This window comes from Hwangdonia seohaensis (assembly GCF_031932625.1).
Taxonomy (GTDB): Bacteria; Bacteroidota; Bacteroidia; order Flavobacteriales; family Flavobacteriaceae; genus Hwangdonia; species Hwangdonia seohaensis.
The window spans coordinates 298,953-322,857 of the sequence record NZ_JAVSCK010000001.1; the positions used below are offsets into that span (position 1 = coordinate 298,953).

General features: G+C 33.4%; 19 protein-coding genes and 1 tRNA gene. 6 read left to right on the forward strand and 14 right to left on the reverse strand.

The annotated features are described in order from the left end of the window. Nucleotides 1-13: 13 nt before the first annotated feature. The 8 genes from RNZ47_RS01300 to RNZ47_RS01335 form a co-directional block, all read right to left on the reverse strand. On the reverse strand, nucleotides 14-448 hold the full coding sequence (locus RNZ47_RS01300; RefSeq protein ID WP_311935340.1) for a PAS domain-containing protein: 435 nt from the start codon (nucleotides 446-448) through the stop codon (nucleotides 14-16). After that, on the reverse strand, nucleotides 435-860 hold the full coding sequence (locus tag RNZ47_RS01305; protein WP_311935342.1) for a DUF7793 family protein: 426 nt from the start codon (nucleotides 858-860) through the stop codon (nucleotides 435-437). The genes RNZ47_RS01300 and RNZ47_RS01305 overlap by 14 nt, the downstream gene beginning before the upstream one ends. Beyond that, a complete protein-coding gene (locus RNZ47_RS01310) occupies nucleotides 860-1,273 on the reverse strand; it encodes a DUF7793 family protein (protein WP_311935343.1) in 414 nt (137 codons plus the stop codon). Before RNZ47_RS01310 ends, RNZ47_RS01305 begins: the two co-directional genes overlap by 1 nt. A 184-nt stretch (nucleotides 1,274-1,457) precedes the next feature. Beyond that, nucleotides 1,458-5,552, reverse strand: a complete 4,095-nt coding sequence (locus RNZ47_RS01315; protein ID WP_311935345.1) for a sigma 54-interacting transcriptional regulator — start codon at nucleotides 5,550-5,552, stop codon at nucleotides 1,458-1,460. A 5-nt stretch (nucleotides 5,553-5,557) separates the two neighbouring features. Next, nucleotides 5,558-5,950: a response regulator gene (locus RNZ47_RS01320; protein ID WP_311935347.1), complete on the reverse strand. Its 393-nt coding sequence runs from the start codon at nucleotides 5,948-5,950 to the stop codon at nucleotides 5,558-5,560. A gap of 66 nt (nucleotides 5,951-6,016) precedes the next feature. After that, nucleotides 6,017-9,379 carry a PAS domain S-box protein gene (locus tag RNZ47_RS01325; protein ID WP_311935349.1) on the reverse strand — a complete coding sequence of 1,121 codons (3,363 nt, stop codon included), beginning with the start codon at nucleotides 9,377-9,379 and terminating at the stop codon, nucleotides 6,017-6,019. Between the two features lie 62 nt (nucleotides 9,380-9,441). After that, nucleotides 9,442-9,735 carry an ATP-binding protein gene (locus RNZ47_RS01330; RefSeq protein ID WP_311937463.1) on the reverse strand — a complete coding sequence of 98 codons (294 nt, stop codon included), beginning with the start codon at nucleotides 9,733-9,735 and terminating at the stop codon, nucleotides 9,442-9,444. Continuing rightward, nucleotides 9,711-10,196 carry a sensor histidine kinase gene (locus RNZ47_RS01335; RefSeq protein ID WP_311935351.1) on the reverse strand — a complete coding sequence of 162 codons (486 nt, stop codon included), beginning with the start codon at nucleotides 10,194-10,196 and terminating at the stop codon, nucleotides 9,711-9,713. The genes RNZ47_RS01330 and RNZ47_RS01335 overlap by 25 nt, the downstream gene beginning before the upstream one ends. 606 nt (nucleotides 10,197-10,802) lie before the next feature. On the opposite strand from RNZ47_RS01335, the gene RNZ47_RS01340 reads away from it, so the two are divergent. Next, the gene (locus RNZ47_RS01340; protein ID WP_311935353.1) at nucleotides 10,803-12,953 is read left to right on the forward strand and encodes a prolyl oligopeptidase family serine peptidase; all 2,151 of its coding nucleotides are present in this window, start codon (nucleotides 10,803-10,805) and stop codon (nucleotides 12,951-12,953) included. Nucleotides 12,954-13,117: 164 nt separating this feature from the next. Here RNZ47_RS01340 and glgP read toward each other — a convergent pair whose 3' ends face one another. Beyond that, on the reverse strand, nucleotides 13,118-14,761 hold the full coding sequence (gene glgP, locus RNZ47_RS01345; RefSeq protein ID WP_311935355.1) for an alpha-glucan family phosphorylase: 1,644 nt from the start codon (nucleotides 14,759-14,761) through the stop codon (nucleotides 13,118-13,120). 366 nt (nucleotides 14,762-15,127) lie between these two features. Here glgP and RNZ47_RS01350 point away from each other — a divergent pair, with 366 nt between their 5' ends. Together RNZ47_RS01350 and RNZ47_RS01355 are read left to right on the forward strand one after the other, a co-directional pair. Further along, nucleotides 15,128-17,053 carry a helix-turn-helix domain-containing protein gene (locus tag RNZ47_RS01350; RefSeq protein ID WP_311935357.1) on the forward strand — a complete coding sequence of 642 codons (1,926 nt, stop codon included), beginning with the start codon at nucleotides 15,128-15,130 and terminating at the stop codon, nucleotides 17,051-17,053. Nucleotides 17,054-17,282: 229 nt separating this feature from the next. Beyond that, nucleotides 17,283-17,834 (forward strand): hypothetical protein, encoded by a 552-nt coding sequence (locus RNZ47_RS01355; protein WP_311935359.1) that lies wholly within the window; start codon nucleotides 17,283-17,285, stop codon nucleotides 17,832-17,834. Nucleotides 17,835-18,168: 334 nt separating this feature from the next. Here RNZ47_RS01355 and RNZ47_RS01360 read toward each other — a convergent pair whose 3' ends face one another. The 5 genes from RNZ47_RS01360 to trxA all read right to left on the reverse strand — a co-directional run bounded on the left by RNZ47_RS01360 (nucleotide 18,169) and on the right by trxA (nucleotide 22,232). Continuing rightward, on the reverse strand, nucleotides 18,169-19,671 hold the full coding sequence (locus RNZ47_RS01360; RefSeq protein WP_311935361.1) for a hypothetical protein: 1,503 nt from the start codon (nucleotides 19,669-19,671) through the stop codon (nucleotides 18,169-18,171). Nucleotides 19,672-19,998: 327 nt separating this feature from the next. After that, a tRNA-Asp gene (locus RNZ47_RS01365) sits at nucleotides 19,999-20,072 on the reverse strand. Nucleotides 20,073-20,266: 194 nt separating this feature from the next. Further along, a complete protein-coding gene (locus tag RNZ47_RS01370; RefSeq protein ID WP_311935362.1) occupies nucleotides 20,267-21,196 on the reverse strand; it encodes a DUF58 domain-containing protein in 930 nt (309 codons plus the stop codon). Between the two features lie 94 nt (nucleotides 21,197-21,290). Next, nucleotides 21,291-21,830 (reverse strand): ClpP family protease, encoded by a 540-nt coding sequence (locus RNZ47_RS01375; protein WP_311935364.1) that lies wholly within the window; start codon nucleotides 21,828-21,830, stop codon nucleotides 21,291-21,293. Between the two features lie 84 nt (nucleotides 21,831-21,914). Then, nucleotides 21,915-22,232: a thioredoxin gene (gene trxA / locus RNZ47_RS01380; RefSeq protein ID WP_237240951.1), complete on the reverse strand. Its 318-nt coding sequence runs from the start codon at nucleotides 22,230-22,232 to the stop codon at nucleotides 21,915-21,917. A gap of 341 nt (nucleotides 22,233-22,573) precedes the next feature. On the opposite strand from trxA, the gene RNZ47_RS01385 reads away from it, so the two are divergent. From RNZ47_RS01385 to RNZ47_RS01395, 3 genes are all read left to right on the forward strand, one after another. Next, a complete protein-coding gene (locus RNZ47_RS01385) occupies nucleotides 22,574-23,005 on the forward strand; it encodes an SRPBCC family protein (RefSeq protein WP_311935368.1) in 432 nt (143 codons plus the stop codon). Beyond that, nucleotides 22,995-23,318, forward strand: coding sequence for an ArsR/SmtB family transcription factor (locus RNZ47_RS01390; RefSeq protein WP_311935370.1), 324 nt, complete (start codon nucleotides 22,995-22,997; stop codon nucleotides 23,316-23,318). The genes RNZ47_RS01385 and RNZ47_RS01390 overlap by 11 nt, the downstream gene beginning before the upstream one ends. Nucleotides 23,319-23,549: 231 nt before the next feature. Then, on the forward strand, nucleotides 23,550-23,783 hold the full coding sequence (locus RNZ47_RS01395; protein ID WP_311935372.1) for a thioredoxin family protein: 234 nt from the start codon (nucleotides 23,550-23,552) through the stop codon (nucleotides 23,781-23,783). Nucleotides 23,784-23,905: the final 122 nt, after the last annotated feature.

Sequence of the window (23,905 nt, forward strand, 5' to 3'; positions counted from 1 at the left end):
ATCAAAGACTTTACTAATATTGTTTACGCATGTTGTTTAATTCTTCTTTCGTGATGTCCTGGTTTGGTTTAGAAACATTTAAATACATGGTCACAAAACTTTCAATGTTACCTTCAACATCTACTAATGGCACAATTGTGGTTTCCAACCAAAAGGAATCCCCGGTTTTTGTTTTATTTTTCAAAGTTCCTTTCCAAACCTGACCTCTTTCTATAGTTTCCCATAAATTTTCACAACAAGGGTCTTTGTGATTATCCTGGTTGAACAGGCAATTCACCGCTCCCAAAAGTTCATTTTCATTACAACCCGTTATTCTACAAAAACGATCATTAGCGTAAACGGTTTTCCCAAATTTATCAGAGACCGAAATGGCTACATTGCCTTTTATGAATTTTAAAATGGCTATCTCTGGATTTATACGCCACATATAATGTTTATTTGCCTGCATCGAATATCTTTTTTGAGTTGATTGAATAGGCTAATGCTTCGTCAAAATCATTGAATATTTTAAATGGTGTATGGGGCTCAAAAATTCTTTTATAAGTGCTTATTAATAATTTTGTTTTAATGGAATTAATTACGAACGCTTCAGAAATTCTTACTTTATTTAAAGCAGGACTACTAGCGAGCAATTTGGCTGCCTCTGCGCTAAAATCGCCTTGATTGTCTCTTAAGTCAATTAAAAAAGGCATGGGCTTATCTTCTGCCAATGTAGAAATGGCTTGCTTATACTTTTCTGCAACATCTACCCCTAAAGTGAGATAATGCCTTGTATTGTTAAATGCGCAAAACAGAATGCCATGAGAATTTGTCCAAAACTTGGCTCTACTAACTTTAATTGATTTTTTTGTACAACCCATTAAGAACATGCATTAAAAGTTTGGTTGGTTTCTAACGAATAGGCAATGGCCCGTTCGTAATTCCTAAATATTTTATTAGGAATTATAGGGTCGTGAATCCGTCTTAATACAACAAGTATAAATTGTACATAATAGGAGTTGACCACGAAAGATTTTGACAGTAAAGCAGATTTAAGTTTGGTATTGTTTGCTATAATTGTAGTTACCGAAAAGGCTTCTTTTTCTTTTAAATCCCTAAGATCTATAAGCAATGGTAGGTAGCTGCCACCAGATAATGTGTTAATGGCATTTATATATTCTTCAAGAAAATCCTCGCTAAACTCCTTTGTACAATTGCCTTTTATAAATTTGCAAAAAAGAATTCCTTCTTCTAACCAAAATTTAGCTTTATTACATTCTATTTGATTGCTCATAACTGTTGTTCAATTAAAAACTGAATAACAACTCACATGCCAAAGCCATCTGAAATCTACACAATTAAATGTAATATTCTGATTTTAAGCTATTTACAAAAATTAACGATTGATAAACTCCAAAATTTTTTCCACGGTATACCGTTGTTTGTTTTACTTACAAATTGATTTCCACGGTATTCCGTTAGGTTTTGGATGGTTTTTTTACACCTAGTTTTTTCATTCTGTCCCTTAATGTACTTGGTTTCATATCAAGTAAACTTGCTGCACCGTTTTCGCCATCTATCTTCCATTTGCACTTTTCAAGCGTTTTAATAATATGGTTGCGCTGTACTTCATTAAGGGTTAAACTTGAAGTGCCCGTAAATAACTCTTTTAAAACCGTAAATTCTCCAATAGGTGAAAGCATTAGGGTTTCTGAATCTGATAAAATTACAGCTCGTTCTATTAAATTTTCGAGTTCTCTAATATTTCCAGGCCAATTATAGGACTTAAGATTATCCATCGCTTCACTAGGTATATATTTAATACGCTTTTCGTAAGATTTATTAAACTTATCTACAAAATGCTCTACCAATAAAGGGATGTCGCCTTTTCGTTCTCTTAAAGGAGGAACTTTTATTGGAAACACATTTAGTCTAAAATATAAATCTTCCCTAAATTGTTTTTTCTCAATCTCTTCTTTAAGGTTTCGGTTTGTTGCGGCTATAACCCTTACATCAAGTTTTTTTAAGTCTGTACCACCAACAACTTCAATTTCTCCTTCTTGTAGAAATCTTAAAATTTTTGGTTGCATATCTACCGGCAACTCTCCTATTTCATCTAAAAATAAAGTACCGCCATCTGCCAATTCAAATTTTCCAATTTTATCAGTAAAAGCGCCAGTGAACGACCCTTTTTTGTGCCCGAATAATTCACTCTCAATTAGTTCTCTTGGTATTGCGGAACAATTTACTTTAATTAATGGCTTTTTATTTCGCAAACCCGTGTTATGAATGGCGCGAGCCAACAACTCTTTACCAGTACCGGACTCTCCCAATAGTAATACAGTAGCGTTTGTTGGTGCCACTTTTTCTACCTCTGTTAAAACATTGCTAAACTCTTCACTGCCATAAACCATTTCTTCGTAGTTAAAGACCAAAGCCAACTCGTCACGCAGATAAATGTTTTCTTGCTCTAATTGTTCGCGCAAATTATTCAACTCCCTATTAGCTTCTGAAAGTTCTGCATTTGCTGAAATAAGGTTGCTTTCTGCATGCTTGCGTTCAGAGCTTTCAACCATAAGCGACACTATACTGGCAATTGAAGTTGCAAATTCTTCATCGTCTGCAGACCATTTTCTTTTGGCTCCAATGTGCTCAAAACAAATAACGCCATACATTCCATGTGCGCCTTGAATAAACACATCTAACATTGAAGAAATACCTAACGGAATTAAATAGTTTTTTGCAAATCCTTTAGTGATGTCGTTATTAACCGCGTCTTCAACCTTTACCGTTAGATTATCAGCTAAAGCATCAAAATAATTTGGGTTGTCATTTCTGGTTAATACCCCGCCATCCTCATATTCCGCCGTTTTTAAATTGAATAACTTCTCACAAGTGATGTTTGTTTTGTCGGCGTTAAATTTCCATACGCCAACACGTGCAACATTTAAAGTAGTCGCGGACAAGGCCGTTATTTGAAGTAATGATTTATGATAATCGGATCCAACTAGGGCAGACAAATCCATAATAACATTCTTCTTTTGTGTAGATTTTTTAGCAATTTCCTCTAAAAGTGTTTTGGCTTTTTCTTCTTCCGAAATATCCTTTAAAGTAGCAAACAAAGCAATCACTTCGCCTTTATCATTTTTTATGTTTCCAGATAAAAATGATACTAAATATTTATTGCCGTTTTTTTTAATAAACTCAAGTTGAAAAGACCTTGCTTCTCCTTGTGCCACCTCCTCTTTGGTATTTAACATAAATTCCAAATCTTCCTTTTTCGCAAATGGATAAGGTAGATTTATGCCAATGAGCTCGTCTCTGGAATAACCAAGAATTTCACAGATTGAATCGTTGACCATGATAATTTCACCTTCCAGATTAACAATTAACAGGCCTTCTTGCATAGACATAACAAGCTTATCTGTAAACTCTTTAGCTGCTATTAAGGCCATTTCAGCTTCTTTACGTTCTGTAATATCTTGAGCTGTACCAAAGAAATTTATGGGTTCGCCATTTACAAATGTAATTTCACCCAATCCGTGAATCCATTTTAGGGTCTTTTTATTTTTGGTAAGAATCCTAAATTCCATATCAAAGCTATTGCCCGTTTCTATACATTTTTTAAATTTTTCCAGATTTGCCGTTACGTCCTCAGAGTATATGAGTGTTTTCCAAATATCAGCTGTAAATTCGATATTTTTATCAATGCCCAATATCTCCATAAAAGCAGCTGAGCCTTCTATTTTTCGGGTTTTTAAATCAAGATTAAAATTACCGATTTTTGCTATTTTTTGAGCTTCAATTAATGATTTTTCGCTGTTTTGCAGTTTCAGCTCCGCTTTCTTACGTTCAGTGATATCTGTGGCTATAATACCCAGAGCTAACGGTTTATTGGAAATACTATCTCTAATTAAAAAACCAGACATTTGTATAGGAATAAGACCGCCTGTTATAAAATTTTTAAATAGAACTTCGCCATGCCACGCGTTTTTTGTATTAATACTTGGCATGTGTTCATTTACTATAACATCATGGTATTCTTCTGGAAAAAAATCTAAAATACTAGCAGGCAATTCTGCATTAGCTTTTATGCCAACCATTTTCCTACCGTCACTATTTAAATAAATTGGTGTGCCTTCTAAAGATGCTAAACCAATAAAATCGTTACTAGTTTCTATTAAAGAAAGTAACCTTTGGTTATTAGTCTCGGCTTTTTTACGCTCGGAAATATCACGTATTATTGCCAGTACTTTTCCATCAGTTTGTAGTTTTGCCGAGACTTCTGCATCTACTAAAGTTCTGTTTTTACAAATTAATTGTCTTTCAAAAATTACAGGTTTTCCTTTAAGCAACGTTTCATACTTATTTTGACTTTTAATCACATCGCCTACTATAATTTCCTGTAGCTTTAATTTTAAAAATTCTTTTTTAGTATATCCTAATATGCTGTAGGCTGCTTTATTAAAACTATAAATAGTTCCATCGAATGAATATGTAAGGATAGCATCACTAGCTTGGTTAATTAATGATTTATAGGATTCATCTCTCTTTTTTACTTCTGCAATTATTTTAAATTTTACAATGGCAATTTTTGCTAAACTAACAGCAGAATTTAATTCTGCTATTTCCTTTAAAGAAGGTGTTTTAATGGCATTACTATAAATTGCGAACGTGCCTAAAACCATACCTTTTTCAGAAAGTATTGGAATAGACCAACACGATTTTAAATTGTGTTTTAATGCAATATCTTTATAATCTACCCATAATTTATCTGTACTAATATCTGAAACAATTACTGGTTTTTTAATAAATGCTGCTGTACCACAAGACCCTACGTTTTTACCTATTGCTGCGCTTTTAATAGCTGAGTTGTACGGTTTAGGAGTGTTTGGTGCCGAAATAAGCTCCAAATGTATACCGTCGTCATGCAATAAACTAATCGATCCAAAGGACTCTGGGTAAAGCGATTCGTAATTAATTATGATGTGGTCAAACACCTTTTTAATGGATGTATTATTAGCTATTAAATCTAATACGTGGTTTTCATTAATTAATTTTTGCTCTACTTTTTCGCGTTCAAATATTTCTTTCTCTAAATCTAAATTTTTTTTCTCTAGCTTTCTAATCAGTCTATTACTATAAAGTTTTAAAGCTTCTTTTTCTGTAAATTGTGTTCCTCCTTTAGATTTTACCGGAGGATTATCTAAAGCCAATAGTTTTTGAACCACCTGTAATATTTTGTCTGGATCTGTTGGTTTTCTTAAAAAACGGTCTGCACCAAGTTTTAAAGCAAAATCTTCATCAGATTTTTCAGTGTAAGTAGATGTGTAAAAAACAAAAGGGATGTTTTTAAATAATTCATTTTTTTTGCATGCCTGACAAAACATATAGCCATCCATCACGGGCATTAAAATATCCGAAATAATAAGATCTACACGAGTTTTATGTAGCTTTTTTAAAGCATCCTCACCATCCTTAGCTTCAACTACTGTAAAATCTGCTTTCTCAAGTATAACCCTGAGCAAGTATAGGTTTTCTAATATGTCATCTACTATTAAAATCGTTTTCATTCTAGTTAATTCTGATTTTTTAAATCATGTATACTTTCCATTTGTTTAACAAAAGTATCGGGATTAATAGGTTTTTCTATATATCCATCGGCTCCTGCTTCTATAGCTTTTTCCTTGTCCCCTCCCATGGCATATGATGTCACTGCAATAATTGTGGTGTTTTTTGGCAAACCATTATGCCTTAATTTGGCACATATTTCATAGCCATCCATATCTGGTAATTGGATGTCTATTAAAATAATTTCGGGATGGTTTTCATGAGCTAAATTCAATCCATCAACACCATTATAAGCATTAAGGACATTGTAGTTACTGTTTTTAAGTAAATACGTTAACATATACATATTTTGCTCGTTATCTTCAATTATTAAAACAGATGGTTCCTTGTTGTTTTGCATATAATAATGAATGGTTTATGTTTGTAAAATATTACTTTTAATTAGTTAATTGTTTGATAATTGACATTATTTATTATTGGAGTGTTCCAATGGTAATTTAAAGGTAAAATTACTCCCTTTTCCCAACTCGCTTTCTACATGAATGGAACCTCCTAATTTTTCGATTAAATTTTTACTAATTGCTAGCCCCAAACCAGTACCTTCATGGTTTCTACTAAGCCCGCCTTCAAGTTGAATAAACGGCATAAATAATTTTATAATATCGTTTTTACTTATTCCGATTCCTTGGTCTATTACCTGTGTAACAAGTGTTTTATCTTTAACAGCTACTTTTACAAGCACAGTTCCGGTTTTTGAAAATTTAATGGCATTAGACAGTAAGTTTAATAGAATTTGCTCAATCCTTCGTTCATCACTTACTAAAGTAATATCCATACTAGAAATTTCTGTTTTAATATCTAGCCCTTTTTTTGAAGCTTGTGGCAATAGAAATTCTATGGTTTTTTCTAAACATGATAAGTAATTAAAAGGATAAAATGACACCTTTAATTTACCTGCCTCAATTTTAGAAATATCCAAAACATCGTTAATTAAACCTAATAAATGCTCGCCACTATTTTTAACCATTTCTAGTTGCTTTTTTTGCTCCTCATTAAGTGGTCCCGCTATTTCTTTTAATAATATTCCAGTAAAGCCAATTATTGAATTCATGGGTGTTCTTAACTCATGAGACATGGTTGCCAAAAATGCAGACTTCATTAAATCGGCCGATTGTGCTTTTATTTTCTCTTTTTCCAATTGGTTTGTTCTTAATTCTACCAATTCTTCTAGATGGTTTTTATATTTTGTGATTTCCTCTTCTGATTTTACTTTTTCGGTAATATCAACAACCATACCTATATACCCAGTAATTTCGTTGTCAATGATAACCGGAGCTGTAATAACATCCCAAAATACAATTTTACCATCTTTATGTAAATAACGCCCTTGATCTTTATATGGTATCCCTGCTTCCATGGCATCTACCCATTTTTTTGTAACTCTTTCTCTATCTTCAGGGTGTATGGCATTAACCCAGTTTAAACCTAGTGCTTCTTCTTGGGTTAATCCTATCATGCGTATATCGGCTGCATTACCATAGGTTACATTTCCATCGGGATTTACAAAAAATATTCCTATGGGTGAAGCATCTACCATGGCTCTAAATTTAGCCTCACTCTCTTTTAATGTTTCTTCCTGTTTCTTTCGTTCAGTAATATCTCTTATTACTCCAATAAGGTACTTATTACCCTTCTCATCAATGAATCTGGTTTTTTTTGTAGAAATAAATCGCGTTTCTCCTCCTTCAACATTAACGCTGTCTTCATTAACGTCCTCAATTCCTTCAGATAGGACTAGATTATCCACCTTTAGGTACCTTTCTCTTTCTTCTGGAGGGACACTATTAGCAAAAATTTTACCTAATATTTCGTCTTTCTCCCTATTAAATAATTTATAAAAAGCATCATTTGCTATGAGAAAACGGCTTTTATGATCTTTAACAAATACGGGGTCTCCAATATTATTTATAATGTTATCGAGGTATTCTTCACTTTCAATAAGTTTTGCTTCAGCCTTTTTTCTTTCTGAAATATCAATTACCGTTCCTTGAAAAGCAATTGCTTCGCCTTGGTTATTCTCTACCACTTCCATTTGTACCATTACATATTTAATGGTATTGTCTTTACAAAGCACGCGATATTCAAAAGGTGAATTGTCTTTATTTTTTATGCGTTGTTCAACTAATCTATTATGAAACTCCCTATCATCTGGATGTACACAACTTAAAACGGTATCGTATTTTAATGGTGTATTTGGGTCAACATCATATATTTCATACATTAAATCTGACCATTCCACTTTATCATTTATAATATCCCAACTCCAATAGCCAATGTTTCCAATTCTAATGGCAGCTTCTAACTTTTGCTGTATTTCTAAAATTTTCTCTTCAACTTTTTTCCTATCTGTAATATCTCTAATAACTCCAATTAAAAACTTAGTACCATTTTTATCAATATACCTTGTTTTTTTAGTAGAAATAATTCGAGTTTCATGGTCTTTTATTGTTAGACTTTCTTCGTTAGTGTTTTCGATACCATCTTCAAGAACTTGTTTATCAATCTTTAAAAAACTTTCTCGTTCTTCTTCGGTTACATGTTCAGCAAGGGTTAAACCTATTATATCAGGTTTAGAAAGGTTGAAAATATTACAAAAAGCATCATTTACAATGAGCAATCTGCTTTGATCGTCTTTTACAAAAACAGGGTCGCCGATATTATTAATAATATTATCTAATTGTTCTTTACTTTCATTTAAAAGATTGGCAATACGCTTTCTTTCTTCAGACGAATTATAAATGTTTTTTGACATCGTATTAAACGATAAACTAAGTTCTTCTACCTCGTCTTTTGTATCAATTTTTAATTCAAGTGGTTTATTATTAATATCAAATTTAGAAACAGCTTTTTGTAGTTGAGTTATGGGTTTTGATAATGAACGGGAAAGGTTAATGGTTAATAAAAATAAAAGCAAAAGAATAACGCCAAAAGTGATTAATTCTTTGTAAAGTATCTGATAAATAGGCACCATTATGTCATCATAAGGAGCTGTAGAAATCAATGACCAGTTCCCAACTTTATCGGTACCATATTCGGATAAATCTGAGAACCCTGAAATTACCTTTTTGCCTTTAGAGTTTTTATATATAATATACCCATTTTCCTCATTTTTTAGTTTTCGTTGCAGCTCTTTAAAAGATAAATCTGGGTGAGGTTGTAAAATTACAGTTTTAGGATTTGCTGAAATTACGACATCTCCAGTGCTGTTAACCAAATATGCGTATTCATTACCTATGGTTCTGTTGTCAATGTCGTATGTTATATCTTTTATAAATTGAACATTAACAAACCCTACTAATACACCAATTACATTTCCGTCTAAATCAATTACATTGCTGAGTAACTCAATATCTAATGGCAAATTTTCATTAATTTCTTTTTGTGAAATTTTAGCTATATCTGAAATATATACATCGTCATCTCCACCATTTAGTGTTTTGTAAAATTCTTCTTCAATATCTGGCTCAATATCTATGATATTTAAGCCTATATGCTCTTTTGAAGAAGATGCCAAAATAATAGCTTCTGTGTTTATAAAAGTAATGTTGTCGTAATAAGGATATTGCTCAACTACTCTAGACAAATAATTTGAAATTGTAGTATTAGAACTTGTACTAAACAAAGGGTTATTGCTTAAGATATTTAGATCCTTTACCCTTGTAAACATAAAATTATCAATAGATTTTGCTGATTGTATTACATTGTTTTTTAGCTTATCACCTTCTTGACGCTCAAAATGTGACACCATAGAAAAATAGACAATGCTCATAAGGCTTACCGCGAGTATAAAAGCAATGCCAAAAAATCTAATTTGTATTTTTTTTCTGATTTTCAAATATTATCCATTTTTTCTATTGGTAATGTAAATATAAAATTACTTCCTTTACCTATTTTGCTTTCTACGTTTATTGTTCCTCCTAATTTTTCGATTAAGTTCTTAGTGATAGCTAATCCGAGACCTGTTCCTTCATGACTTCTATTTAATCCGCCTTCTAACTGTATAAAAGGCATGAGTAATTTGTTTTGATCTTCTTTGCTTATACCAATTCCGTTGTCTATTATTTGAGTGGTTAATACATTTTTATATACATCTACTTTTACTAATATTTTTCCTTGTTTAAAAATTTGATAGCATTAGAGAGTAAATTTAATAGAATTTGCTCAACTCTTCTTTCATCACTAATGAGATTAATTTCTTTTTCTGAGATTTCCAAAACCATACTAAGACCCTTAGTTTGAGCTTGTGGCTGTAAAAAACTTACGGTATTATTAAGAGAACTTACATTATTAAAAGGATATAATGACACCAACATAAGTGCTCTTGCACTAGCGACGCCTTCTTTTATATAAATTAATAAAACAGTAAATAATACCCCACTAAATAAAATTATGGAACCATGGTAAATGAGATAATCGTCGAAAAAAATAAAACTAAGGGAACTCCCCAAATTGGCTTGCAAATATTGAACTGCCCCTAAAAGAATATAATGTGGGGCTAAACCTAGTCTTGCTCTTAATCTAAATAATAGAAGTATACTGGAAGACAAAAGTAAAAACTCAGTAATTATAATGGTGTAAATGTTCATACAATATTTATTTCCTTAAATGCTTTTCTTGTTTAGCCCTTACAGTTCTTAGAAACAATAATTAACTTACAGATAGCACATCTAGTAATTCATCTTAGCGATGGTCTTAAAAAAATACTTAGAGAGGAATTACTAAAACACACTTGGGTGTATTTTAGTACGATTGTAAATTTTAAGAAAAACGATTAAACACAATAAATATAACAAAAAAACAGTAAGCTTTTTATTACCAGATAATTATTATGTTTTAGTTTTAAAACCATTATCAGATACCGTTTTCATTTTAACCAATACCATAAAATATCCGATTTTTTAAAATCTGCCAAAAAATAAAAAAGAGCCGCAATTTCTTGAAACTCTCTTTATTGATTAATAGCTCTTTATTGGACACAAATGTTTATGAAAGGTCACATTTAGATTACAAATACTTAAAAAAAAGCACTCCAATTTTCGTATTCGGAAAAAAGTAAAGCTTCCCCTTAAAACACCAACACATTATTCAATTCTTCCAAATTGCTAATTGTAATTAAAATTATATATTTAAATCGCAATATTAAAACAGCTATGAATCTATACAAAATGTAACAGTATTTAAATTCAAAACCTATGATTAAATTTTATCTTAACTTTATTTTCGTTTTTGTTTTATTTGATTCATTTGCCCAAAGACCCCTTAATTACCCTGTCGCGCCTAAAGATTCTATTGTTGATGTATATTTTAACACGGTTGTAAAAGACCCATATCAATGGATGGAGAACCCTGATGACGCCAGACTACAAACATGGCTTGAATCTCAAGAAAAGCTAAAAACCAAAATAAAAAATAAATATCTAAAAACTTATAATTTAAAAGGGCAAGTAGGCGCCATGTATTGGGGCACTAAAGAGGAGACTTTAAACGGCTACGTAATAAAAGACAAAGCTTTAAAAAGTAAATATCAATTTTATTACAAGTGGCAAAGTACAAATCGGTCTGGTAATTTGCTTTTTAGACCAAGGGAGAAAGGCAATTATAAGATGCTAGTTGATGTTAAAAAGCTTTTACACGATAAGAACGACCATATATCAATTACCAATCGGTATGTAAACGAGAAAGAAGACCTGGTTGCCATTGAAATGTCTCGTAACGGAAACGATTGGAGAGAAGTTTATTTTTATAATTTAAAGAACGGACAACAAATTCATAATTCTCTTAATTTTTTAAGAACAGGCAGTCAAATAATATGGGACGGAAGAGCTGTTTATTACGACAGATATAGAGCGCCTGTAAAAGGCCGTGAACTTTTAGATAAGGCTGTAGGCCAGGAATTATACTACCACAAAATAGAGCAGCCTCAATCAGAAGATATTTTGGTCTATAAAAACCCAGATACCACGGGTACACATCAGTTTCATTATTTTAAATTGAATGATAAACTATTTTTTTATCACAAATTCAAACACAACAATAAATACTACAAAGCTCTTTCAGTTACAAATAAAAGTCTTGATTCTTTTTCTCTTAAAAAGTTTCTTGTTTATCCTAATGACAATAAAATAGACATTGAAATAGAAGCTGCTTTCGGGGATACTATAATTTTGAAAACCAATTGGTTTGCACCTAACGGACGAGTACTTATGGTAGATTTAAATATACCAAATAAACCCGTGGAAATAATCCCTGAATATGATGTTATATTAACAAATGTTAACCGTCTAGGAAAAGAAAAAATTGCATGTATTTATAGAAACGAAGGCAAATACTTAGCGTTGATTTTTGATTTAAAAGGAAACTTACTAAAGAAAATAGATTTTCCCGACGGGAAAAAAGTAAACTATTTATACGAAAATAATGATGATGTTGAATATACGGATTTTTGTACTTCATCGTTTTACCATCCCAATCTTTGGTATCAACTATCATTAAAAGATTTAACCTTTAAACCTAGCGTATCGGTATCGGTTCCCTACGATCCCAAGTCTATAGAGACCAGATATGTAACGTACACATCAAAAGACGGAACTAAAATCCCAATGTACATTACCTGTTTAAAAAACACTAAATTAAATGGCAAAAACCCAACATTACTTTATGGGTATGGCGGATATGGCATAACAGTAGAGCCTGCATTTGATGAATCACTTGCACTTTGGCTTGTTCATGGTGGGGTTATTGCTATTCCTAATATAAGAGGAGGAGGTGCAAAAGGCGCGGAATGGAGTATTGCAGGAAGAAGGTTGAAAAAACAAAACGCTATTGATGACTTTATTGCCGCTGCCGAGTTTCTCATCAGCGAAAAATATACAAATTCAAAACATTTAGGCATTAACGGAAGGTCTCATGGGGGATTATTGGTAGGTGCGGCCTTAACTCAAAGACCAGAACTGTTTAAAGCCGCTGTGGCTGAAGCAGGCCCATTTGATATGCTGCGCTTTGGAAATTATACGGCAGGTTCTGTTAGCACCAATATTAACGAGTTTGGTACTGTATCAGACTCAACAGATTTTAAAAATTTAATATCATATTCGCCTTTACATAATATTAAAAAAAATGTGGTTTATCCAAATGTTCTATTAATAACAGGTGATCAGGATGATAGAGTACCTCCTTTTCATTCTTATAAATTTTTAGCAACACTTCAAGAGCTCAGACATCCGTCGTCTGTTTATGGGATGTATGTAATCCCTGGATCTGGTCATGGAGGGGCATTAACACCCGAGGATTGGATTGAGGCCGAACTTTACAAATATGCTTTTTTGTATGACCAGTTATTTTAAAGATTGCTTTAAACACAAAAGCTTTCACATGTAAATCAATACATTGCCCTTGTCGGTGTTTTGCGCAGAAAAGTGCTAGCGGTTTACACTACGAAAGGCTATAAAACAAAAAAGCATTCCAATTTTCTATAAAGAAAAAAGGAACACTTTAATCGATACAATTTTTAATTGAACAGCTTCTTATAATAATCATCTGCCATTCTTTGCGTTGTAAACTCAGGGATAACATCATCCATAGCTTTAAACACAATGTCCTGCCATTTATCAGGATTATCATAATAGGTTGGAATAACTTTATTTTCTAAAATATGGTATAAATTATCTGAATCTAAATTATCCTGATCCCAAGTTGGCGAATGATGGTCCAATGCCGGTAATACAAAACAATTTTGTTCATCTTTCTTAAATTCGGGAATCCAACCATCGTCTGTCGATACATTTACAGAACCATTCATTGCAGCCGTCATACCACTTGTGCCCGAAGCTTCGCGAGTAATTCTAGGTGTATTTAACCAAACATCTGAACCACATTTTAATCTTTTAGACAAGTCTATTTCGTAACCAATAAGCACGGCGAGATTTGGCTCATGCTTAGACTGATGCACCAAATGATTAAACACATCTATGGCATTGTAATCAAAAGGATATGGTTTTCCTGCCCAAATAATCTGTACAGGGTGCGTATTGTTAGAAATTAATCTTTTAAAACGATTATAATCACGCAAGAGTAGATCTGCTCTTTTATAGGCTGCAAAACGTCTTGCCCATACAATAGTTAATACGTTAGGGTCAAATCGTTTTCCCGTTTGCTTGTAAACCTCTTCAAAAAGTTCGCTTTTTAACTGCGTTTTTCTTTCTTTGTAAATAACAGCATCCGCTTTCATCCAAGATTTCTTGATTATTTCGTCTTGCCAAAATTTTTGATTTTGAGCATTGGTAATCGGAATAATTTCACAAATATCATCATAATCCTTCCACATATCATTAGCAACTATAGCATGAAGTTTTGATACTCCATTTGCCTTTCTAGCCATTCGTAATGCCGAAACGGTATAATTAATCATTCCTCCGTTTACCATTTCACGATGTAACTCTTCATCGGAAAGTGTTCTACCAAAAAAACCACATCTGTTTAAATGTCTTGCATCTCGTTCTTCATTTCCTGCTTTTTCGGGTGTATGCGTAGTAAACACCATTTGCGCTTTGGTTACACCTCTATCTCTTAAATAATAAAATGCCGGTAATGCGTGCCCTTCATTTAAATGATAAGTATCTGCGCCCCCTAAAGCTTCAACAACTTTAGCGCCTGCAATGCCCAACACAATACTTTGGGAGACTCTTGTTACTGGGTTTTGATCGTATAGGTGATTTGTAATTGTTCTTGATAAATGGTCGTTCCCATCAACATCAGTACTTAAAAAATACATGGGTACGGTTCCAAAAACTTCAGGTTTTAAAACATAAGCCCTAACCTTTACATGCGGATTATCATGAAGCTTTATCTCTACTTCTATGCCGGTGTCTTCTAAAAAATCAAAATGCTTTACGTTAAATTCTGTTTTTAATGTTTGGTCTTCATTTCTCGCCTGATCGTAATAACCATACTTCCATAGCATGCCAATCCCAATCATATTCTGTTTTAACTCTAAACCAGAACGCATGTGCGATCCTGCCAAAAACCCAAGGCCTCCAGAGTAAATATTAAATGTTTGGTCTATGCCAAATTCCATACTAAAATAGGCTACTTTCTTTTTATATTTTTTTGCCGGCGTGTAAGGATGGTACCATTTACTATATATATGTTCCATAAAAAAATGTGTTTAAAAAATTAAACTATAAATGTAGCTAAAATAGATGTTTTATCATCTATTAAACCACAACGAATTGTTAATTTATATCGACTATTAATTTCACTTAATTTGTTAGTTTTTAATATTTTATGATAAAAATCAGAAAGAAATCAAAAATGATTTTAATCTTAAGATTTTAATAAATAGACCTTCCAGAAAACAAAAAAATATTCCAATTTTCTATATGTTTAAAAAAATCAGAAAAATCCATTATTTTACACCTATCATATTGTTATTCAAAAGATTGCAATTTTACGTACAAAATTGTACCTTTAGATTAGAGTAGGATTAATCTACGAACCAACCTTTCTGTTACGCTTAAAAATGAATAAAGATGAACAGTTGCTGAATAAACTGAAGCAAGTTGTACTTAACAACTTTGAAAACGAACATTTTAGTGTACAGGAATTATCAGAATTGGCCGCAGTAAGTCGTTCACAACTACACAGAAAGCTAAAACGGCTAAAAGGCCAATCCATTAGCCAGTTTATTAGGGAAATTAGACTTGAAGAAGCCTTGGAATTATTGCAACAAGATGCTGCTACGACTTCAGAGATCGCCTATAAGGTAGGGTTTAATAGCAGCTCTTATTTTCATAAATGCTTTTTGGACTTTTATGGCTATCCACCAAGTGAGGCCAAACATATATACTCAAAGAAACAACAACATGAGACCAAAAGAAATGAAGTAGAAAGCAAATCTATTTTTGAACCCTCAGTGATTGACAAACAATCAATAAAGCATTTAACCAATAGAAAAAAACGAGCATCACTTATTAAATTTACTGCTCTAGCCATTTTAGTCTTTCTGATAAGCCTCACTGCAATTTATGTAATTAACCACAATAGATCTACTTCTCCAAAAGAAAAATCGATTGCTGTATTACCTTTTAAAAACCTGAGTACCGATGCGCAGAATCAACACTTTGCAGATGGCCTAGTAGAAGATTTACTCAATCGGCTATCATTGGTCCCGGAGTTTAAGGTTATTTCCAGAACCTCTTCCGATACGTATCGACATAGAGACCCGGACAAAAAGGTGTCTGATATTGCTTCGGAATTGAACGTTTCCTATGTCATTGAAGGCAGCATTCAAAAACATGAAAATAAAGCTAGAATTACAGTTCAATTAATTGATGCAAAACAAGACGACCACTTGTGGACCAAAACATTTGATGAAGATTTTAAAGATGTTTTTAAAATACAAAGTGCTATTGCCATAGAGGTTGCCTCTGGATTAAGTACTATTCTAACAAAAAAACAGGCCCTCAACATAAAAAAAAACCAAACCGATAATGTTAAAGCTTTTGAACTCTACCAACTTGGGCGTTATTATTGGGGCAAACGTGTATATAATGAATATGCTACAGCCATCAACTATTTTGAACAAGCTATTGCCGAAGACCCAAATTACGCTTTAGCTTATGCCGGTTTAGCCGATACTCATTTTTTAATGATTTGGTACACTGAGGATTACGAGAAAATGATAACCCTTAGAAACAAGGCAGAAGCACTGGCACTAAAAGCTTTAAAACTTGATCCAAACCTTGTTGAAGCCTATACGGTTTTAGCTACGCTTTATTTTTTTATAGATTGGGAATGGGAAAAAGCAGAAAATATGTTCCTACATGCTTTACGGTTTAACAAAAACTATTCTACGCTTCACCATCGCTATTCAGAACATTTAAGTACGACCGGAAGACATCTTGAAGCTAGAAATCACATTAACAAAGCTTTAGAGCTAGACCCGTTATCCTTTATTGTAAGGGAGGTTAGTGCAAAACTCTATTTAAACAGGGGAGAATTTGATAAAGCGCTTAGCGAATCACATCTAGCCGGAGAATTAAACAAAATCCACGAGACCCCACAGTGGTATAAATTTTTTATATGCCTAAAAAAAAATGACGACAGACTTGTTTTAAAGAGCCTTAGGGAACTCGCTGAAATGAATGATATTGCATATACACCTAAAACTTTGGACAGTATTTACAATACCTCCGGGCGAAATGGATTGCTGCAATGGGTCGTTGATTCTACAGGAGATTTATTACGGAAAGCCCACTGTTATGTTTTTGCAGGTAAATACAATGAAGCCTTGGATTATCTTGAAACAGCATACGCTAATGGCAGCAGAATGGAAGACGTACCCTACTGGTACCCTTCAGAAAAACTACATGAGATGCCTCGATTTATAGCCTTAATGAAAAAAATGAACCTCCCTTGGAAACCTGATTCCCACTTGGAACACTAAGGCTTTCATGTACTTTGCTACTTCACGTTTGAATTCAAATTACCAAAAAAAGCAACATAATTTTTGGAAAAGTTTAAGCTTTTCGCAACATGATTGATACACATTGCTTTAAAAATTCTTCCATATTTGTAATAAACCATTTACTCGGATGGTCATCACAATCATTTTGTTAACCAAGTTATGGCAGCAAAAACCACAAAATTTATTAACCTTTTAAAAAACAAAAGTCATGAAAACAATTCAAACCATAATACTCAGTATCTTGAGTATGACACTTTTTTCTGCTTGCATCCCTTCTGGAGATGGAGCTATAACAGTTCCTTTTAAGGCAAATTTTTATACAGACCGAAATTATGATAATACAGGAGAAGGAGTTTGTACGGAAGACCCTTACCTAGGTTTTAACTACCAAGTTGGAAAAGGTAAAGCAACACTCCTAGGATCCATGGATGTCACCATCTCTTTTTGTGGAATTGAGGGCACCCCTTTTTACAAAAATGGTATAGGTACATTTGTTGCCGCAAATGGAGATAAATTATATATAAAAATTCCTGCTGAAGGTGAAATTGGAGAGGTTTATCCCAAAGAAAATCATGAACTATATGAACTTCAATTTCAGGACAAGTTCTCCTTTAATGGCGGTACTGGTAGATTTGCTGGGGCCACGGGCGAGGGCTATACAGATAGTTTTGTAGACCTGCTTGATGATGATGGTAATTTTTTACCTGAACACAGAACAGACCATGTTTGGAGAGGAATCCTGAAATTACCCAATAAGTAAATTAAAAATTGGATGTACGTATAAAATTAATTAAATAGATGACCTGATTATTAAACGAACCAATGTTATTGGCAGTAATTTAGTACCGAAATAGAATGATATTTAATTCAATGCGTGCATCCAATATTCTTAAAATAATCTTCATTTTCAAAGTAAGGCCTTGACAAGCCTAAGCCATTAAGCATTGAACTAGAGGGCGTAAATACTTCTAAAAGTAGGATAAGGAAAAAATAAAAACTTCTCTAAAACAAAAAAGCATCCCAATCTTCTTATTCAGAAAAAAAGGAAAGCTTTCCATTGGTTTAACTACCTAAACTATTACCATTTCATACTACTATTTAGACTTAGACATAATATATGATTTATCTATAGTTGTCCTAACAAATGCTGATATTGGTGGCCCTAGATAAGTTTCAATACCATCCAACCCTAAAGTATAGGCACCACCAGTATTAATAATGGAAGAAGTATCATCAATTACGAACTCACCAAATTCATTAGTTGAATATATTGTTTTAATTGTACCAGATAATTTTGATCCCTTACTAATTGCTCCAGCACCCCAAAATGGAGCAACTGTCCACTCATTAAAATTATAAAGCACTTCCCCATTTTCAAGGATACTAAGCCAAATAAACCATTCTTGAGTAACAATATTATTACTTAAATAAGATTGCGATATTATATTCCCCGACCAATAACCATTATATTGACCCGCGTATATTTTGAACAATTCATTTTCAGGGATTTCAAATATCATATCACCAAATGGACCAGAAACATTTTGATCTTGATCAGCATTTAGCACGTAAATTCCTCCTACATTAATATAAATACCTACTGATAATTTATACTTTGACGGTAATATCGGTGTATTAATAAGTTGACATATCTTTGACGCTATACTCGGTGCTCCAGGAGCTGGAGACGCACCTAAAGTTGAGCAATATAACAATAAACTTTTTGTTAAAACCTCGCATGTTCCATAAGCGGGCAAACCTGCAACATTAAAAGCTACACCAACCTGTGAACACAAATAAGTAGTCCCAGCTACAGCTCCAGATGCCATTAATGGTTCAATTCCTGAGCATAACGTACCTAATACATCTTCCGCTTTTGAACAAACTTTATTAAAATCAATTTCTTCAGCAACAGGTTCTGAAATATAAAATGAAAAAACTCCGTTTTCAATTGACTGAGGCTTAGCTTTATAACTATAGTTCATTAGGTCTCCTTTATTATCTACTCCTCTTGCTTCAACAATTACATTCGCATCATCAAATGGCTGTCCATCCATTCTCAATCTTACTTTTAAATTTGCACCTGGTTTTATATTTGATTTTAATGAATTATTCTTTTTTGATTTTGTTTTAACTCCCTTAGATAAAAAGGTAATTTCATCTCCTTCTTCCAAAGGTGAATTTAAATTTGTTTGAAAATATACTTGGTTTCCATTTTCCGAAATTGCTAAAAGTTTTATTTCAGTTTCATTTAACCATTCAATACCTATATACTCCCCATTTGGGCTTGATATTGATTCTATTCTTCCATTTTCTAAAAGATCAATTAATATTGGGTCATCAAATTCCTCAACTTTAACCATTACGTAATCTACAGATATTACAGTTCCATCACTATCTTTAGTTCCATAAAAACTAACATCTCCTTCTGTTGTGTATGTCCTAAATATTAATGAGTTTGAGGCATCTTGTGAAATACCATATTTAGGATCATTTACAACTTCATTAGATTCATCATTTACACTCTCATTTTTAGAACAGGAGTTAATAATAATTAATAAACAAATTATAAGGGTTGACTTTAAGAAATTTTTCATGAGTGGAGATTGTTGGTTAAAACCTTTGAAATTATAATAATATCGCAACTTAAGCAATACTCAAATTGAGTATAACACAATCTATCTTTAAATTACACTAGCTTAAAGTAAAAAATACTCATCATTAAAAGAACTTAATATCAAAAAAGACTCTAAAACAAAAAAGCATCCCAATCTTCTTATTCAGAAAAAAGGAAAGCTTCTCATTGGAATACCAAATTAACTTTGGTATAACTACGTCCTAGATTCCTCTAGGAACAACACAACATCTTGCTATTGCCAAAAAAAGCCCTAATTTCTCAGAGCTTTCTTATAGCAATTTTTTTGCGGTCTGGACGGGACTCGAACCCGCGACCTTCGCCGTGACAGGGCGACATTCTAACCAACTGAACTACCAGACCGTTGCATTATTGCGGTTGCAAATATACACGCCTTTTTTTATATCTCAAATGTTTTTTGAAGTTTTTTAAATAAATTTTATAAAAAAATACTGGTGGAACCAGCAAACAAACAATAGTTTTATAAGTGCTTAATTTATAAGCTATTCGTTACTCCCCTTTGGGTAGTCCCGATACCTATCGGAAAGGCGGGCAACTTAAACAAATTTTTGGCGTTCCACCATATACGTGGTCAGCACATCGTTAAAATGGTTATTGATGTCTGCTTCAATATATTTAATTTTGTATTGCGCACATTTTAAGCGTAATGCATCAAAATAACTGCTTACGGCTTTATGGTAATTGTCTTTAATAGAATCGGCATACAAATTAATGTGTTCTCCGGTTTCAACATCAATAAATCGCTTGGGTTTATTATCAAAATCGAACTTTAACTCTTTGTCTTTATCAATCACATGAAATAAAATAACCTCGTGCTTATTATATTTTAAATGACGCAAGGCTTCAAACAATTTACTGTCATCTTCCGAAGTCTGAAACATATCCGTAAACAGAAAAATCATAGAGCGCCTATGAATCTTTTCCGCTATTTGATGCAAATACCGATACGTTTCGGTGGTTTTATTCAAAGGTTTCGAAACTACGGCATCACTAAGTTGATTTAATAACATTTGATGGTGGCGTTCGCTCCCTTTTTCCGGGGCATAATAATCGTAGCTATCGCTATAAATACTCAAACCCACAGCGTCACGCTGTTTTTTAAGCATGTGCATTAAAGCTGCCGAAGCCAATACCGAAAATCCTATTTTATTAAGTTTATCTATTGAAAAATCATCCATTTCCGGATAATGCATCGAGCTGCTGTTGTCTATAATAATATGACAGCGCAAATTGGTTTCGTCATCGTACCGCTTAGTATAAAGTTTATCGGTTTTTGCAAATAACTTCCAATCGATGTGCCGTGTGCTTTCGCCTTGATTGTAAATTTTATGTTCGGCAAATTCGGCCGAAAACCCATGAAACGGACTCTTGTGCATCCCAGCAATAAACCCCTCAACCACTTGTTTTGCAAGTAATTCGAGGTTTTTAAATCCACTGGCTTTATTAAGTTCGTGCTGTAAATCCATGTTTAAGATGTTAGACCGCTTCGCTGTTAGAGTCAAGAAACAAGACTAAAAAAACTCAAAATTCTTCTTTTTTCTCTTTTCTATCTTCTATTTTCTAAATAACCGCGTCCACAATCCCATAAGCAACCGATTCTTCGGCACCCATCCAATAATCGCGATTAAAATCCTTCATTATCTTTTCAAACGATTGCCCGCAATTATCAGCTAAAATTTGAGCTCCAAGTTCTTTTGTTTTAAGTATTTCCTTTGCTTGAATTTCTATGTTCGAAGCTTGTCCGCGTGCCCCACCACTGGGTTGATGTATCATTACACGCGCGTGCGGTTGTATAAAACGCTTGCCTTTTTTGCCGGCCGATAGTAAAATAGAACCCATTGATGCCGCCAAACCTGTACAAATTGTTGAAACATCACTGTTTAACGATTGCATACAATCATAAATAGCAAAACCTGAGGTTACGTAACCGCCCGGGCTATTTATGTACAAATGTATATCCTTGGTTTCCAAAGCATCCAAATACAGTAACCTGTCTATCACGTGTTTTGCAGAATCGTCATCAACCTGTCCCCACAAAAACACTTTGCGCGCTTCAATTAATTTGCTATCAATAGCATCCTGAACTTTATTTTTGCCCATAATTTGTATTTTAATTTTGCATCTAAAATAAAAAAAGGTTCACCATAAATGGCAAACCTTTTCGTTTTTCTTTTTAATTATCTGTTACAAAAGCGCATCAATAGCATCAGTATAGGCATTTTTAGGTGCTACACCAACTTGTCTTCCAACAACTTCTCCGTTTTGGAAAACCAATACCGTAGGGATGTTACGTACACCGTATTTTGCGGCAAATTCCTGATTTGCATCAACATCAACCTTACCTACAACAGCTTTACCTTCGTATTCGCCGCTAATTTCTTCAATAACCGGCCCAACCATTCTACATGGTCCGCACCACGCTGCCCAAAAGTCAACTAGTACGGGCTTATCGCTTTTTAAAACTGTTTCTTCAAACGTCGCATCTGTTATTTCTAATGCCATAATTTTATATTTTAATAGGTTTTACTTTTTAATTTATTTACAAATTTAGTCAAAATATTCTCTATAGCTTACAAACCAACAATTTGTTTTATTTATAACCATATTGGTTTAGGTTATTTCAATTTTTTTAGGGCGCAACCACTCCCGATAACTATCGGGAGGTCGGGCTATCCGCTATATCTTTTTTGCTTTAATGGCAAAAAAGGATGCCGCTACTATCCCTTGCGCAATACCGAACGCCATTTTAAAATTCATTTACGCAACCAAAAAGTTGCATATTAAAAATATTTATCATAATTTAGCAACCACAAAGTTGCATATTAATCAAAAAACAAACAATTATGAATGATGTTATTAAAAAAGAAACCATGCTAAATCACAATATCGATGTGGTTTGGAATGCCATTACAAAAGCCGAAGAAATATCAACCTGGTTTATCCCGGCCGATTTTAAAGCCGAACCCGGATACCAATACACCTTTACATCGCCGCCAAACGAAAAAGGTTGCACGATTATAAGTGGCGAAGTAAAAAAAGCAAATCCGTATGTGTTAATATATACTTGGATAGTTGGCGACACCAAAGTCGAGACCACCGTAAAATGGGAATTGGAAGCCACCCAAAACGGCACAAAGCTAACATTAGAGCATTCCAATATTTCGAATTACCCGGGCGAAACCGCCATTGCCATGTTTGAAAGCTTTAACGGCGGATGGGATAATTGTATGTCCGGATTAACCACTTATTTAAAACAAGAGGTTAATGCAGGATAAAATCACCAAACTTTTTAAAGCTATAGCAGATCCCACAAGGCGTGATATTTTTCATGCCTTGGTATTTGCTACCTCAGCACTGTCTATTACCCAAATCTCAAATCAATTTGAAATAACAAGGCAAGGGGTTACCAAGCACATTAAAACTTTAGAGGACGCAGGATTGGTTTACATTGAAACCGAAGGTCGGGAACGCTTTTGTAACGCCAACCCCAAAGAGCTTCAAAAAGTCAATAAATGGTTGAAGTTTTACGAGCAATTCTGGGATGATAAATTGAGTGATTTAGGCGACTACTTAGATAATAAGGTATAATTGATACCGCAATTGTAAGGACGAAGATAGCCTGCACTAAGCGCAGTTGAAGTGTGGCAATCTTTTAATTGTACGTTAAAAACCTAAAGCATTCGACAAACAGGTTCCCGTTTTCTTTCTAATGAAAAAGCTCAGAATCGCACTAAAATTAAAAATAAATGTTAAAATATTTTATTTAGTTAGGAATCCTAACTATATTTACATCCTAATAAATCTTTAAAACCAAATATTATGAGTAAATCAATTTTTTATCACGCAGGATGCCCTGTATGTGTAAGCGCAGAACACGACATTGTTAATTTAATAGGAGCAGAAAATGTAGACATTGTACATTTTGGCGAAGACAGTTCAAGAATTTCAGAAGCTGAAAAGGCTGGTGTAAAATCGGTTCCAGCGTTGGTAACACCAAACGGAAATGTACTTCACATTAACTTTGGCGCTTCAATGGAAGCGGTAAAAGGTTAATTTTTTTAACCTATTTGGTTAGGAATCCTAATTTTTAAACCTATCAAATGTATGAAACATCCGTAACTAAAACTTGATACCCAAGGAAATGATTAAATGGATGTCGCATGTGACAATTAAAA

Excerpts from the sequence above, each read along its gene's own strand:
- RNZ47_RS01335 (WP_311935351.1), bottom strand. The coding sequence starts at position 10,196 with ATGAACATTTACACCATTATAATTACTGAGTTTTTACTTTTGTCTTCC.
- RNZ47_RS01395 (WP_311935372.1), top strand. The coding sequence starts at position 23,550 with ATGAGTAAATCAATTTTTTATCACGCAGGATGCCCTGTATGTGTAAGC.
- RNZ47_RS01355 (WP_311935359.1), top strand. The coding sequence starts at position 17,283 with ATGAAAACAATTCAAACCATAATACTCAGTATCTTGAGTATGACACTT.
- RNZ47_RS01340 (WP_311935353.1), top strand. The coding sequence starts at position 10,803 with ATGATTAAATTTTATCTTAACTTTATTTTCGTTTTTGTTTTATTTGAT.
- RNZ47_RS01325 (WP_311935349.1), bottom strand. The coding sequence starts at position 9,379 with ATGAGCATTGTCTATTTTTCTATGGTGTCACATTTTGAGCGTCAAGAA.
- RNZ47_RS01360 (WP_311935361.1), bottom strand. The coding sequence starts at position 19,671 with ATGAAAAATTTCTTAAAGTCAACCCTTATAATTTGTTTATTAATTATT.
- trxA (WP_237240951.1), bottom strand. The coding sequence starts at position 22,232 with ATGGCATTAGAAATAACAGATGCGACGTTTGAAGAAACAGTTTTAAAA.
- RNZ47_RS01350 (WP_311935357.1), top strand. The coding sequence starts at position 15,128 with ATGAATAAAGATGAACAGTTGCTGAATAAACTGAAGCAAGTTGTACTT.
- RNZ47_RS01320 (WP_311935347.1), bottom strand. The coding sequence starts at position 5,950 with ATGCAAAACAACAAGGAACCATCTGTTTTAATAATTGAAGATAACGAG.
- RNZ47_RS01315 (WP_311935345.1), bottom strand. The coding sequence starts at position 5,552 with ATGAAAACGATTTTAATAGTAGATGACATATTAGAAAACCTATACTTG.
- RNZ47_RS01385 (WP_311935368.1), top strand. The coding sequence starts at position 22,574 with ATGAATGATGTTATTAAAAAAGAAACCATGCTAAATCACAATATCGAT.
- RNZ47_RS01310 (WP_311935343.1), bottom strand. The coding sequence starts at position 1,273 with ATGAGCAATCAAATAGAATGTAATAAAGCTAAATTTTGGTTAGAAGAA.
- RNZ47_RS01370 (WP_311935362.1), bottom strand. The coding sequence starts at position 21,196 with ATGGATTTACAGCACGAACTTAATAAAGCCAGTGGATTTAAAAACCTC.
- RNZ47_RS01305 (WP_311935342.1), bottom strand. The coding sequence starts at position 860 with ATGGGTTGTACAAAAAAATCAATTAAAGTTAGTAGAGCCAAGTTTTGG.
- glgP (WP_311935355.1), bottom strand. The coding sequence starts at position 14,761 with ATGGAACATATATATAGTAAATGGTACCATCCTTACACGCCGGCAAAA.
- RNZ47_RS01300 (WP_311935340.1), bottom strand. The coding sequence starts at position 448 with ATGCAGGCAAATAAACATTATATGTGGCGTATAAATCCAGAGATAGCC.
- RNZ47_RS01375 (WP_311935364.1), bottom strand. The coding sequence starts at position 21,830 with ATGGGCAAAAATAAAGTTCAGGATGCTATTGATAGCAAATTAATTGAA.
- RNZ47_RS01390 (WP_311935370.1), top strand. The coding sequence starts at position 22,995 with ATGCAGGATAAAATCACCAAACTTTTTAAAGCTATAGCAGATCCCACA.